Raw genomic sequence first — 14,393 nt, forward strand, 5'->3', positions numbered from 1 at the left:
TCCAAACCGAGAGAGTAAAGATGACTATCACATCAAAACGCATTCTAGCGCTAACAACATTGGCAACTGTGACCGCTTCAGGCCACGCATTGGCAGAAGGCCGCAACAACTCAATTGAAGCGGGTGCGACCTTCGTTGGTGACCACGAAATGTACACCTTGGGTTACAGCCGTGATGTGGGCAACAACATCGTCACTGGTGGTGGTATTTTCGTTGGTTCTGACGCAATTGATATGCCCGTAAAGAACGATCAAGACGCTTGGGGTATGTACGCGAACATTGGTTACCGCTTTGAAATTGCTGAGTTCGATATCATTCCTAAGCTTGGTATCAACTACTTTAATGCGGATGTTGATATCAATAGTGGCACTCACTCTGGCCAGAGCATGAACATTGATAGTGTTTACGCTTCTGTTGGCGGTACGGTTAACTGGCGCATGGTTGGCTTAACGGTTGATTACGGTAAGATCAACGACTCAGCGGTTAACCCGATCAATGGTAAAGAATTTGAAGAAGATGTGGTTCGCGCTACGTTGAGCTTCAACTTTTAACGTTTTTCATCGACCTTTATATTTTTATCGTTTTATTGCACATACTGCTTGTTTGCCGCCTGTACCGGGCGGCTTTTTTGTATGTCCAGTATCGCGATGACCATTGACGTTATAAATCATTGAGAATATCGGATAGGTGCTTTTCTAATTTCACTATCGTTGGATGTTGATAATAGCCTCGGTGAAACTGCAAGCCGATATCAAAGAACATCTGAGCGTTATCCTGAATCAACGGAATCTTCTTGATGCCTTGCAGCAAAGCCGAATCGGGCAGGGCAAAGCAAATCAGAACATAATCGGTTTTGATCAACCAATCCAAAGCGGCATGAACCGATGGCACGGTTAACCGTCTTTCCAGAGCAAACCCAAGTTGTCGCTTCACCCTCTCATAGTAAATGGCGTCATCCAGTGCGCCCATCGACACTCGCACCAGTTTTTCGTTTTGTAGGCGCTGAATATCAATACGTTCATGTTGCCAAAGCGGGTTGTTCTGCGAGGTATAGAGGTACAAACCTAGTTCACCGATTTTCCGCTCAACCACGCGTTCATTCATGACGGAAGGGTAACCAGAAATGCCGACGGCGAGTGAACCCGCTTTTGGAAATTCGATGCCTTCAAGATTCCAATCCACCATCGAGAAGTCAGCGATATTGTCGTGTTGGCTGAGCAATTCGAGTAGCGGTGTGGTGAGAATAGCGCTAAGAGGGTTCGGTACAAAAAAGCGAAATTGGGTCGGTTGCGTTGCGGCTTCAAGGACGTTGACTTGAGTTTGAGCAGACTCCAGTTGCTCTAACGGTTCCTCGATAATGTTCATGAGCTGGCTGCAAAACAAGGTTGGGAAATACAGCCCTTTGTTGGCAATGAACAGCTCGTTGCCAAACAGCTCACGGCAGTCAGCCAGCTGGCGATTAAACGTGGCTCGGCTGATATCGAGCGTATGGCACACCTTGGGCAACGCCTTCTGTTCAAAAATTAGGTTTAAAAAGCGATACAGGTTGAGGTCTATGGAGTGTTTCACAAAGCGCCTTAAGCATAAATTTACGTCGTTGGTTACGACATTGTGTGGTGTTCAAAGGTTCAAATTTGAGCTTCTTAACCGTCAAAAATGCGCACGTAATCCACGTATTCTGAGAGTGGTAAATCGACGTATTCATTGCTCGGAGGTGTCATGCTTAAAGATCTGGTTGGCTTATTCGTTTTGGTGCTTTTGCTTAGCGCTCCAGTGTTTGCAGAGGAGAGAGAACCCTTTATCGCCGGTGGCGTGACTTTTTTGGATGAGCATGAGGTCTTGAGTGTAGAGATGGGTGCAGAAGTGTTACCCAATATCAATTGGTCACTTGGCTTCAACGCACCGATAGATAACGGTGAGCAAGAGCACTTTGGTACGCATTGGGCAGAGAAGCAAGTTTGGGGATTACATACTGCGTTGGGCTACGAAATTCGCGTGAACGATGTGTTGGCGATAACGCCGCGTATCGGTTTGAATTACAACAATGTCGAGATTGAGTATTTCGAAGAAGAGACGGGTGAGTATATCGACACAGACAGCCAAAACAACTTTGAACCAACCTTAGGTATCAAAGTCGATATTGCCAGCGTTGGACTTATTGTTGAAGGCTACAAAATTGACGAGGACATCAGCTTATCGGAGGAGGATGAGATGGCGGTTCGAGTCATGGCAGCCTATAACTTCTGAGCCGATAACACTACGTAAGTATGGATTCAGAGAGAAAAAGGAGCTGAAACGTCAGCTCCTTTTTGGTGTGCAAGTACGATTTACAGCGTAATGTTCTTCGTCATGCCCGCCTCTGCATGCCCTGGAATGTTGCACGCGAACTCAACGTTGTTGTCACCGTGGAAATGCCACAATAACTGCTTCGCTTTACCCGGTTCTACCGTTACAGAGTTGCCCGAGTCGTGAATGTGATCGCCACTCATTGTTTTCATCATTTCGCGATGTTCTAGCTGCTCTTTAGCCGAACCAATCGTAAACTCGTGGTTGATCTTACCTGTGTTCATGACTACAAACTGCACCACATCGTTTGGCTCAATCTTAACGTCTTTCTTGAACTTGATGGTCATGTCATCACCCAAGATAACGTGTACCACCTTGTCTGGCTTTGCGCCTTTTGCTGGCATACCTACTGCCGACATGCCCGGCATATCCATCATGTTTGAATGGTCCATTTTACTGTGGTCCATCTTCATGCTGCCGTGGTCCATGTTTTCATGCTTCATGTTGCTATGATCCATGTTCGCGTGGTCCATGTTTGAATGATCCATTTGGGCAAACGCAGTCGTTGTTGTTAGGGCTAGAGCAAGAGTGATTAGTGTCTTTTTCATTTTTATATCCTTGTTTTAATTCATTAATAACTTGGTTGCTTCCCCCCAAACGAATTGATTGAGGGGAAGGTAGGGATTAAGCGTTGTTGTTTACATCACTAGCTTGAGTGCTAGCTTGGTGATTAGTCACATTGCTATGACGCAACTCACGTTGTTTCCACAGCTTGAAGATGGCAGGAAGCACCAACAGCGTCAGCAGCAGTGCCGATGCCATACCGCCAATCATTGGTGCGGCGATACGTTGCATGACTTCTGATCCTGTACCTTCGCCGTACATGATCGGAATCAGACCAATAATGACCGTCAGTACCGTCATCATTACTGGGCGGACACGCAGGCCTGCACCTTCACGAATGGCATCGGTTAGGTCTTTCGCCTCAAGCTTCTGTTGGCTCTCTTCCGCATCCAGCTTTTTGTAGTGCCATGCTTGGTTGAGGTAGACGAGCATGATGACCCCAATTTCAACCGCGACGCCTGCGAGGGCAATAAAGCCGACCCCAACAGCAATCGAGAAGTTGTAGTTGAGGATATGCATGAGCCACAAACCACCAACCATAGCGAGTGGTAGCGTAAGCATGATGATCATCACTTCGCCAACGCGACGGAAGCTGAAGTAAAGCAGCAGCATAATGATGGCGATGGTAATTGGTACCACGACGCTCAAGCGGTCTTTCGCACGCTCCATGTATTCGTATTGACCAGACCAAGCCAGTGAGTAACCCGCAGGAAGTTCCAATTGATCAGCAACAACCTGTTGCGCTTCTACGACGTAAGAGCCAAGGTCACGACCATCGATGTCGACAAACACCCAACCGTTTGGACGCGCGTTTTCCGTCTTGATCATCGGAGGGCCGTCTTCGTAACGAATGTCCGCTACATCAGCCAGCGCAATACGAGCGCCATTTGGTGTGACTAATGGTAGGTTTTGCAGTTTAACCACTGAATCACGGTAGTCTTGTGGGTAACGAACGTTGATTGGGTAACGCTCCAAGCCTTCAATGGTTTCACCCACATTCATGCCACCCACCGCAGTGGAGATCACTTGCTGAACGTCTTTGATGCTTAAGCCATAACGCGCTGCGGCACGACGTTTAATGTCGATCGTGACATAACGACCACCTGCTACACGTTCTGCGTAAACGGATGCCGTGCCTTGTACGCCATTAAGAATTGGCTCTAGCTGAGAACCGATCTTCTCAATCACTTTCAGATCAGGTCCGGCGATCTTAATGCCGATAGGGGTTTTGATGCCCGTTGCCAACATGTCGATACGCGTTTTGATAGGCATTACCCAAGCGTTAGTAAGACCAGGGAACTGAACCAGCTTGTCGAACTCTTTGCGCAGTGACTCGGTTGTTACCCCTTCACGCCATTGGTCGCGTGGCTTCAACTGAATCACGGTTTCAATCATGGTGAGTGGCGCTGGATCGGTTGCGGTCTCAGCTCGGCCAATTTTGCCCCATACGGTTTTCACTTCTGGAACGGTTTTGATCAGCTTGTTGGTCTGTTGTAGAAGCTCGCGTGCTTTACCAATCGAGATACCCGGATAGGTCGTTGGCATGTACATCAAGTCGCCTTCATCCAGCGGAGGGATGAACTCGCTACCCAGTTTACTGGTTGGGTAGTAAGCCGATGCCATCAGACCTAATGCGATAATAATCATGGCCTTAGGGTATTTTAAGCTAGTGTTCAACAACGGACGGTACAACGCGACCAAGCCACGGTTAACTGGGTTTTTGTGTTCCGGTAACACCTTACCGCGAATGAAGTAGCCCATAAGAACAGGGACGAGTGTGATTGCCAAACCTGCTGCCGCTGCCATGGCGTACGTCTTAGTGAACGCAAGTGGCGAGAACATCTTGCCTTCTTGGCCTTCTAAGGCGAACACAGGTACGAAGCTAAGAGTGATGATCAGCAACGAGAAGAACAGCGGTGCGCCGACCTCTTCTGCGGCTTTACCTATTACTTGCCAGCGGTTTTTGTCGGTCAGTGGCGTTCGTTCAATGTGCTTATGAACGTTTTCAATCATCACGATTGCACCATCCACCATGGCACCGATGGCAATCGCAATACCACCCAAGGACATGATGTTGGCGTTGATGCCTTGCCAATGCATTACTATAAACGCAGTGAGAATGCCGACCGGTAGGCTCAGAGCGATAACCAACGAAGAACGAATGTGGAATAAGAACAACGCGCACACAATCGCGACGACGATGAACTCTTCTGCAAGCTTTTTCCATAGGTTTTCTACCGCTGAATCGATAAGGGTAGAGCGGTCGTAGGTTGCTACAATTTCCACGCCTTCTGGCAGGCTGCGTTGTAGGTCTGCGAGTTTGTCTTTGACTTTCGCAATCACTTCACTGGCGTTCTCACCAAAGCGCATCACGATTACGCCACCGACCGCTTCACCTTCGCCATTCAGCTCTGAGATACCACGACGCATTTGTGGACCAAGGTTAATGTCTGCGATATCACCTAATAGCAACGGCGTGCCTTTCTCGGTGACTTTGAGAGGCAGTGATTTGATGTCTTCAATGCTGGTTAGGTAACCCGTGGTACGAACCATGTGTTCGGCTTCCGCAACTTCGATAACGGACGCGCCGGTTTCTTGGTTGCCGTTTTGGATTGCCATGTTCACTTGTTGCAGAGTGAGGTTGTAAGCACGCAGCTTGGCAGGATCAATCTGCACTTGATACTGCTTCACCATACCGCCCACGGTCGCGACTTCAGAAACGCCATCAACGGTTTGCAATTCGTATTTCAAGAACCAGTCTTGCAGGCTGCGAAGATCCGCCAAATCATGCTTGCCAGTTTTGTCTTGTAATACGTAGCTGTAAACCCAGCCCACGCCCGTTGCATCAGGACCTAGGGTTGGTTTTGCGTTCGGTGGCAGCTTTGGTGCTACTTGGCTTAAGTACTCCAACACGCGTGAACGTGCCCAGTACATGTCGGTATCATCGTTGAAAATGATATAAACGTAAGAGTCACCAAAGAATGAGTAGCCACGAACCGTCTCAGCACCCGGCACGGCAAGCATGGCGGTGGTGAGTGGGTAAGTAACTTGATCCTCGACAACTTGAGGAGCCTGACCCGGATAGCTTGTCTTGATGATCACTTGCACATCAGAAAGATCCGGAATCGCATCAACAGGCGTATTCTTTACACTGTAAAGTCCGCCTAATACAAGGGCTAAGGTCGCGACCAACACTAGGAATCGGTTGCTCAGTGACCAACGAATAATAGCATTGATCATAATTAACCCTCGACGGCTGTTGTTGCAGGAACTAGCTGTTTAAGAACGTAGTCAGATCCTTGTTTTTCAACTAGAAACCGAACTTTCTGTCCTTCTTCAAAACCCGATAGATCAACGTCTTCACCCACTGAGAAGTTCATCTCGCCTGCATCCCAGTTCCATTCTGCAACGGGTAGGTGGTTTAAGGTGATCATGCCAAAGTCGGCCATCAACATTGTGATGTCACCAGTTAGCCAAACTTCTGCCGCAATGACGCTGTTGTCTGCCTTGTAGTCGATGATTTGGTACTGACCGGACTCCGTCTTTTGCATTTCAAATTCGATAGCCTGACCTTTTTTCAAGTCACCCATTTCAACGCCATCTGCGAAAGTGAAGTTCATTACCATGCCTGGCCAATCCCATTCTGGTACCGGCTGGTGGTTGATGGTCAGCATGCGGTGATCTTTCATTACGTCTGTGATCTCACCTTTGGCCCATGCCGTTTCTGCCGCTGCTTCTACACCATTGATGCGAGACAGATCTGCCGACTGGCTTGATTCAGAGTCGAGCATGAAGTGAGATGACGTAACGATCTTGTCGCCTTGTTTAAGTCCTTGTAATATTTCGATTTGTTCGCCAGCTTCGCGGCCAACTTCAATTCGAGCAGAACGGTATTTGCCATCACCTTCCGCCAGAACAACGCGAGTCATACCGCCAGAGCGGATAACAGATGATTTGGGAATCGTTAATACTGCGTCGTCAGTGACAGGCTGCAAGGCAATATTGGCGAACATGTTTGGCTTCAATGCACCATCTGGGTTAGGGAATTTAAGACGCACACGCAACGTACGTGTTTTCGGATCGAGGATTGGGTACACGTAATCCACGACGCCTTGCCATTCATTGCCCGGAATCGCATCAAGGGTCATCGTGGCTTGAGAGCCCGCTTTCATCCAGTGTGCTTGACGCTCAAAAACTTCTGCATCAACCCAAACATTGTCCAAAGGACCTGCACTGATCACCGCTTGAGCAGGGGATAAATAGCCACCTTCACGCACGTTTAAGCTCGCGATAACCCCATCAGCAGGCGCTTTGACTTCAATGGTTTGCGATGCTTTACCACTACGAGTAATGGATTGGATTTGAGCGCGGTCAACACCAAGTGTTACCAAGCGTTCGGTCGCGCCTTTTACCAGACCTTTGCGGCCAGTGCGGTACGCATTCAGCAATTCTTCTTGTGCTTTAACCAGTTCTGGAGAGTAGAGCGTGAAAAGCACATCGCCTTTCTTCACTTTCTCACCCACGGCATTGATGTAGAGTTTTTCTACCCAACCCGCCACACGAACGTTGGTTTGCCATAACAGACTTTCATCGAAAGCAATATAACCAACGGTTTCGATGCGTGGTGACAACTGTTGCAGTGTCGCGTTTGCGGTTTTAACTCCGAGGTTATTTTCTACTGAAGGGTCAATAGTCACTGTACCCGGTGCGTCTTGTTCACCGGATAGGTCTTCTGCGTAAACCGGAATCAAATCCATGCCCATTGGGGATTTACCCGGCTTGTCGCGTTTGTAGTTCGGATCCATTGGGGCAACCCAGTAAAGCGGATCATTAGAGCTTGCAGCAGATTCGCCACCCATCGCACTCATGTCGTGAGCCGAGCCCGTAAGAAAATGATTAGCACCAAACCCTAAAGCACCACCAACAATCAGCGCGATGGTTGCAACTTGTAATGTTTTCATTGTTTTACCTTATTATTTTTTAAATTCAGACAGTTCTGGTTGCTCGACTTGATAGTCGAAACCACCGAGTAGGGTGGCTAAATTGCTGTTTGCGATGTTGAGATCGGTCAGCAGACGTTGTTGCTCTAATTGCAGAGCCAACTCATCAGTCGTGGCAGAAATCACATCGTTAAACTGCGCTGTGTTGTTTTGATAACCCCGCTCGACGGCTTGAATGCGCGCTTTCGCTTGAGGCAATAAGGTGGATTGATAACGTTCTAAACGCTGGGTTAAGTTGCCGCGATCAACCAGCAAAGTGTTCACCTTGGCATTCATCTGCGTTAGTAAGGTGTCTTTTTGCGATTGAGCGGCGCCAACTTGATATTGAGCGGCCGCGAGGTTGCGATCTTGGCGGTCACCGGTGAACAGTGGAATGTCCATGGTTAGGTAAGCGCTGACCAAATCGGAAGCGGGTTCACCCATCATGTTGTCGGCTTGGCGGTAGGCGTACATTACTTCGACGCCAAATTGCGGGTTGTAGGCTTGCTCAGCAATTTCCACCTGAGTTTTATTGGCAGAGATGCTGACGTCGGCCATCTTAACCATCGGGTGTTGGCTGAGTTGCTGATAATGCTTGGTGGAATTCTGACTGGCAGCAAGTTTGCTATTCAGTGTGTCCCAATTAAGTTGATTGCTCGCGTGCAAAGCCTGTTCGTTTGCCAACCAATCTGACCCCAACCATTCGGAGAGTTGAGAGATAAGACGACGTTGCATTTGTGCGTTGGCTTGCAGTTTCTCATCCAACTTGCTGACTTGTAATTGAGCGTTGAGTAGGTCTTGCGCTTCACTCTTACCAATCGAATAGTTGGTTTGAATAAAGCTTTCCATCTCCTTCATCAACTTGCGATTCTCAAGCATGATTTGTTCAGCGCGTTGCTGGTAACCAAGTTCTAACCAAAGTTGAGTCATGCTGTTGGCTACCTCAAGCTCACGAGCATGGACTTGAAGCCCAAGGCCGTCAGCTTGTTGATTGGCCTTCTTCTGCTGTAAATCAAGCGTCGAGCCACGCGCAAACTGTTGCATTAAACCAACGGAGATGTTGGTCATTGGGTCTTCATCGAATTTGAAGCTGTCGACAGGCAAGCCACCAAAACCCACTTTCAGTTTTGGGTCCATTAAGGTCGCACTCGCAACGCCCGTTTCACGCATGGCAGCAGATTGCGCTGAGTATTGCTTACGATTGCCATCGTTACTCAAAGCGACGTTGATCAGTTGGGCAAGCTTGGTCGTTGAAGCTCGCTCAGTTGATGCGGAATTTTGCGCTGCGTGCGTCTCTTTACCTGCGGCGTTAACCAAGGTTGGCGCAGCGACCAGAGCCACCATAAAAATAGGTGCAGCTAAGCGGTATGGTTTGATATCCATAATCTAAATCCAGTGTTCGCCGGATCGATGGAGGTGCGGATTTTATTGCGGGAACAGTAAAGCCTTGTTACCTCATCGTTCAGGCGCATTAAAACAACCTGCGATACACGCGCAGGGTCGAATGCTAGGACGGGTTTAGGCTATAGGAGGTCGGTATAGGTCACGGCTGACGTGTACGACTGGGGAAGCAACTTCAGGAGTAATAGTTGCGCGATAGACGACGGGCATCGGGCTATTGACAGGATTCGGTAGGGGGACGAAAACTATCGTACACGCGGCAGTACAGCAGGTATAAACCATGCCAGAGCCTCCACCACAGTTCATGCTGGTTTCTCTTGCATCGCCATCTTCGGACATAGAACCGTCAGTCATGGAGACGCCCATCATGCCAGGCATACCGCAGTGTTCGCTGTCACTCATCATAGAAGGATGGTGAGCCATGCCAGTAGACATCATTTGAATATTCATCAACGGCTCACTGTTCGCCACACTAGATACCAATAGTACTAGCGTAGTGAAGAGAGTTAACCAGATTGTATGCAGCGATTTTAAATGCATACCCTTTCCCATGTATTTGATGAAAATGATGAAAATGATGAAAACCCTTCGATTCTAAAGGTTAACCTAAGGGTAAGGTCAATCATTTATTACTCTTATTATCAAAATAGTCCACCCCTTCAGTTTTCGCACTTTCGAGGGAGTAAAACGTTTGTTAAACACCGAGTGTTGAAAGTTAGCGAAAGAAGCCCTCGCTTTTTATGACACGTGAAAAATGTGGTTTATAAGTTTTACATCACACTAACTTGTCTTACAAATGATTATCCTTATAGAGTGCATGGTTTTACTTGTGCAGATTTGGATTTGCTTTGCTGCGGGGGTTGCATGATAGAAATTGTCATCGATGGAAAATATAGAATTGTAGAAGAGGGTCTAACCCTTTTAGAAGCAGCAAAAGTGTGTGGGGTCGAGATCCCATCGCTGTGCGGAATGAACAAAAGTAATGAAAAAGTACCGTGTGACTTGTGTGTGGTTGAAGTCGAAAGCGGCGGTACTAAGCGTGCGTGTGAACTTGAAGTTTACCGCGGCCTTAATGTGGTCACGCAATCAGAACAATTAAGCGAGCACCGCAGAAAAGCACTCAACCGCATCATGACGGACCATTACGCCGATTGTGAAGCGCCATGTAAAACCGCGTGTCCAGCGGGCGTGGATATCCAATCGTACCTTTATCACATCGTACAGAACGATCATCAAAAAGCGATTGAAGTGATTAAGCGTACGCTTCCTATGCCACTATCGATTGGCCGCGTATGCCCAGCATTTTGTGAGAGCGAATGTCGCCGCTCGTTAGTCGATGAACCAATCGCAATTCGTCAGCTAAAACGTCATGCCGCGGATGCGGATTTGTCTGCGCATGAAGCCTATGTACCGGAAAAGAAACCAAGCAAAGGTTTGAACATTGCCGTCGTCGGCAGTGGTCCTGGTGGTCTAACGGCTGGCTACTACCTATCGAACGAAGGCTATGACGTTACGGTCTTTGAATCCATGCCAAAAGCGGGTGGTTGGTTGCGTTATGGCATTCCTGAATACCGTTTGCCAAAAGACATTCTCGATAAAGAAATCGAACTGATGTGCCGCAATGGCATGCAAGTTCACACCAATCAAAAGCTGGGTGTGGATTTCACGCTTTCTCACTTGAGCGAAGAATACGACGCAGTGTGTTTGGCTGTCGGCGCGTCTCAAGCGGTTGAAATGCATTACACAGGTAGCGAACTTGAAGGTTGCTACTTAGGCGTTGATTACCTTAAAGATTACGTTACCGAGCAAAACTATGTAACGGGTCAGAAAGTCGCGGTGATCGGTGGTGGTAACACGGCAATTGACTGTGCTCGTACTGCGCGTCGTGCTGGTGCCGACACCACGTTGATTTATCGTCGTACCCGTGACGAAATGCCAGCGGAAGACTACGAGATTGTCGAAGCGGAACACGAAGGGGTGAAATTCCACTTCTTAACCAACCCTGCAGAAAACCTTGCCGATGAAACCGGACGCGTGAATGCGATTCGTCTAGAGCGCATGGCGTTGGGTGAGCCGGATGCATCTGGTCGTCGAAGCCCTAAACCAACCGGCGAGTTCTTTACCGAAGAGTTCGACACCGTGATTGCGGCAGTATCGCAAAAGCCAGATCTGAGCTTCCTAGAGGGCGAAGACTTGTCGATTCCGCTTACGCGCTGGAACACCTCAGATGCAGATGAAAAGACCATGCACACAGGCACGGGCAACATCTTCAGTATTGGTGATTTCCGCCGTGGTCCTGCAACGGCAGTTGAAGCCGTGGGTGATGGCCGCGTTGCGGCAAAAGCGATTGACCTGTTTTTGAATGGCGATATGGCGGATATGCCAAAGGCAGCGTTCAACTCGCGTAAAGAGAAGAAGCTCTCTCAAGTCGACCCGCTTCACTTCGAGAACATCCAGAAAGTCGCTCGCTCTATCATGCCAGAGCTGACTCCAGCACAACGCGAGCAAAGCTTCGCTGAAGTGGAGTTAGGCTTTGATAACGAAGAAGCGATGAAAGAAGCGGCGCGCTGTCTAGAATGTGGCTGTCAGGCAAATACCGATTGTGCGCTGCGTGATTACTCCACCGAATATGAAGCTCAGCAAAGCTTTGACTTCTCCTTGCAGATTAAATCACATCAAGATTGGTTAGATCTTCGTGCGAAAGACTTGCGTCATAAGTACGAAGTTGACCGCAGCTCTGAGTTTATTGAGTTTGATGCCAACCGCTGTATTAGTTGTGGTCAGTGCATCCAAGCGTGTCGCGACAAAGCCGTGCACGGTGTACTGAACTTTGTGTGCGACAAACAAGGTCGCCCCGCGTTACGTCCAGACGATCGTCCACACTTTGGAAGTAACAAGAATGGTTTAACCCTGATGGGCGATTCGAACTGCGTGCAATGTGGCGCGTGTGTTCAAGTGTGTCCAACGGGCGCAATGGTCGATAGTCGTGACCGTTCACAAGGTCGAACTGAAGATCTGAAAGCGGTCGACACTATTTGTACATACTGTGGTGTGGGTTGTAAGTTGACCATGTACGTGGACGAAACAACCAATACGATTCGTTACGTGAAGGGCGGTGACTCGCCGGTTAACCAAGGCATGCTGTGTGTGAAAGGGCGCTTTGGTTTTGATTTCATTGGCAGTGAAGAGCGTCTTAGCACGCCATTGATCCGCAAAGACGGTTGGTTGCAGCCTGCAAGTTGGGAAGAGGCGATTCAACTGATTGCGAGCAAGTTCTCTGGCATCAAGCAAGATTTTGGCAGCAACGCATTGGCGGGTTTCTCTTCAGCGAAAACCACTAACGAAGACAACTACGCGTTCCAAAAATTTGTCCGTCGTGAACTGGGCACCAATAACGTCGACCACTGTGCGCGTTTGTGCCACGCATCGAGTGTAACCGGTCTTGAAGCGTCACTGGGTAGTGGTGCAATGACCAACGACATTCCAAGCATTAAGCACTCTGATGTGATCTTTATTATTGGTTCGGATACCACATCGGCGCACCCGATTATTGCTTCACATATCAAACAAGCAATTCGTCACCACGGCGCTCGTTTGATTGTGGCTGACCCGAAACGTGTCGATATGGCAGAGCATGCTGAGCTGTATATGGCGCACCGTCCGGGTACGGATGTGATGCTCCTAAACGGTGTCATGCAGCAGATCATCAAGAACGGTTGGTACGATCAAGAGTACATCGAAGAACGTGTCGACGGCTTTGATACCTTACTGCAAGAAGTAATGTCGCCAGCTTACAACCTCGATAAAGTGGAGTTGGTTACAGGCGTTAAAGCTGAAGACATTCAAGCAATGGCGCGCATGATCGGTACGGCAGATCGTACCGCTGTGTACTACTCGATGGGGATTACTCAGCACACGACAGGTCATGACAACGTGCGTTCTATCGCTAACCTGCAATTGCTGTGTGGCAACATCGGTATTGAAGGTGGTGGTATCAACCCGCTACGTGGTCAATCAAACGTGCAAGGCGCGTGTGATATGGGCGCGTTGCCAAACAGTTTCCCGGGCTACCAAAAGGTATACAACCCAATTGTGCGTCAGAAGTTTGCGATTGAATGGAACGCACCAAATCTGCCTTCTGAGCAAGGTCTAACCCTGACAGAAATCATTGATGCGGCTTGCCATCGTGACGTTCGTGGTATGTACATCATGGGTGAGAACCCAGTGTTGAGTGACCCGGACCAAGCGCATGTGATTGAAGGTTTAGAAGCACTCGACTTCTTGGTGGTTCAAGACATCTTCTTAACGGAGACTGCACAATACGCGGATGTGGTTCTGCCTTCTTGCTCATTTGCAGAGAAAGCGGGTCACTTCACCAATACGGAGCGTCGTGTTCAGCGCGTGAATCCGGTTGTCACGGCGCCGGGTGAAGCGAAAGAAGATTGGTGGATTATCCAAGAGATCGCCAATGCAATGGGTAGTGATTGGGATTACCACTGCGTGTCTGATATCACTAATGAAATCGCACGAGTGACGCCTCAATACGCTGGTCTTCGTTGGGATGCAATTACGCCAAACGGTGTGCAATGGCCGAGCAACAAGAACAACCCGGCAGGTACTCGCATCATGCACCAAACCCAGTTTACTCGTGGTAAAGGGCAGATGGTGGGTGTACCGTTCCGTTATGCGGCTGAGTTGCCAGATGAAGAGTACCCACTTGTGTTAACGACGGGTCGCGTACTTGAGCAGTTCCACACTGGCACCATGACGCGTAAGACCAAAGGGTTGGATAACCTTGCTGGCCCTCGCGCGATGGTGAGCGTGGAAGACGCAGAGGCACTTGGCATCAGTAATGGTCAGCGTCTGACAGTGTCTACACGTCGCGGTAGCATTGAGATTGATGCCTTTGTGACTAAGCGGATTCAAAAAGGTGTGGTGTTCATTCCTTTCCACTTTGTTGAATCACCAGTCAACCGTTTAACGACAACGGCAACTGACCCGCATGCGAAGATCCCTGAGTTCAAGGTCGCTGCGGTTAAAGTGGAAGTGAGCGAAAAAGCGCTGCTCACAGAGCCTGCAGCGGAAGCGGTTCATTCCATTTAA

Annotated in this window: 9 protein-coding genes; 3 read left to right on the plus strand and 6 right to left on the minus strand. The window is 48.8% G+C overall.

Annotated elements, in window-relative coordinates; all coding sequences use genetic code 11:
* Positions 1-20: 20 nt before the first annotated feature.
* Entirely contained in the window at positions 21-551 is a 531-nt protein-coding gene (locus KJB05_RS20965) for a hypothetical protein (RefSeq protein ID WP_041056864.1), read from the plus strand.
* 109 nt (positions 552-660) lie between these two features.
* Here KJB05_RS20965 and KJB05_RS20970 read toward each other — a convergent pair whose 3' ends face one another.
* A complete protein-coding gene (locus KJB05_RS20970) occupies positions 661-1,569 on the minus strand; it encodes a LysR family transcriptional regulator (RefSeq protein WP_208445232.1) in 909 nt (302 codons plus the stop codon).
* 150 nt (positions 1,570-1,719) lie between these two features.
* Here KJB05_RS20970 and KJB05_RS20975 point away from each other — a divergent pair, with 150 nt between their 5' ends.
* Positions 1,720-2,247, plus strand: a complete 528-nt coding sequence (locus KJB05_RS20975) for an autotransporter domain-containing protein (RefSeq protein ID WP_208445233.1) — start codon at positions 1,720-1,722, stop codon at positions 2,245-2,247.
* 80 nt (positions 2,248-2,327) lie between these two features.
* On the opposite strand, the gene KJB05_RS20980 is transcribed toward KJB05_RS20975, so the two are convergent.
* The 5 genes from KJB05_RS20980 to KJB05_RS21000 form a co-directional block, all read right to left on the minus strand.
* The gene (locus KJB05_RS20980) at positions 2,328-2,894 is read right to left on the minus strand and encodes a copper-binding protein (RefSeq protein WP_208445234.1); all 567 of its coding nucleotides are present in this window, start codon (positions 2,892-2,894) and stop codon (positions 2,328-2,330) included.
* A gap of 76 nt (positions 2,895-2,970) precedes the next feature.
* Positions 2,971-6,150 carry an efflux RND transporter permease subunit gene (locus KJB05_RS20985; protein ID WP_208445235.1) on the minus strand — a complete coding sequence of 1,060 codons (3,180 nt, stop codon included), beginning with the start codon at positions 6,148-6,150 and terminating at the stop codon, positions 2,971-2,973.
* Between the two features lie 2 nt (positions 6,151-6,152).
* Positions 6,153-7,871: an efflux RND transporter periplasmic adaptor subunit gene (locus KJB05_RS20990; RefSeq protein ID WP_208445236.1), complete on the minus strand. Its 1,719-nt coding sequence runs from the start codon at positions 7,869-7,871 to the stop codon at positions 6,153-6,155.
* Between the two features lie 12 nt (positions 7,872-7,883).
* Positions 7,884-9,272 (minus strand): TolC family protein, encoded by a 1,389-nt coding sequence (locus tag KJB05_RS20995; RefSeq protein WP_208445237.1) that lies wholly within the window; start codon positions 9,270-9,272, stop codon positions 7,884-7,886.
* 135 nt (positions 9,273-9,407) lie between these two features.
* The gene (locus KJB05_RS21000; protein WP_208445238.1) at positions 9,408-9,830 is read right to left on the minus strand and encodes a hypothetical protein; all 423 of its coding nucleotides are present in this window, start codon (positions 9,828-9,830) and stop codon (positions 9,408-9,410) included.
* Between the two features lie 324 nt (positions 9,831-10,154).
* Here KJB05_RS21000 and fdhF point away from each other — a divergent pair, with 324 nt between their 5' ends.
* The gene (gene fdhF / locus KJB05_RS21005) at positions 10,155-14,393 is read left to right on the plus strand and encodes a formate dehydrogenase subunit alpha (protein ID WP_208445239.1); all 4,239 of its coding nucleotides are present in this window, start codon (positions 10,155-10,157) and stop codon (positions 14,391-14,393) included.

Origin of the sequence: Vibrio sp. B1ASS3, assembly GCF_905175355.1 — a bacterium.
GTDB classification, from domain to species: domain Bacteria; phylum Pseudomonadota; class Gammaproteobacteria; order Enterobacterales; family Vibrionaceae; genus Vibrio; species Vibrio owensii.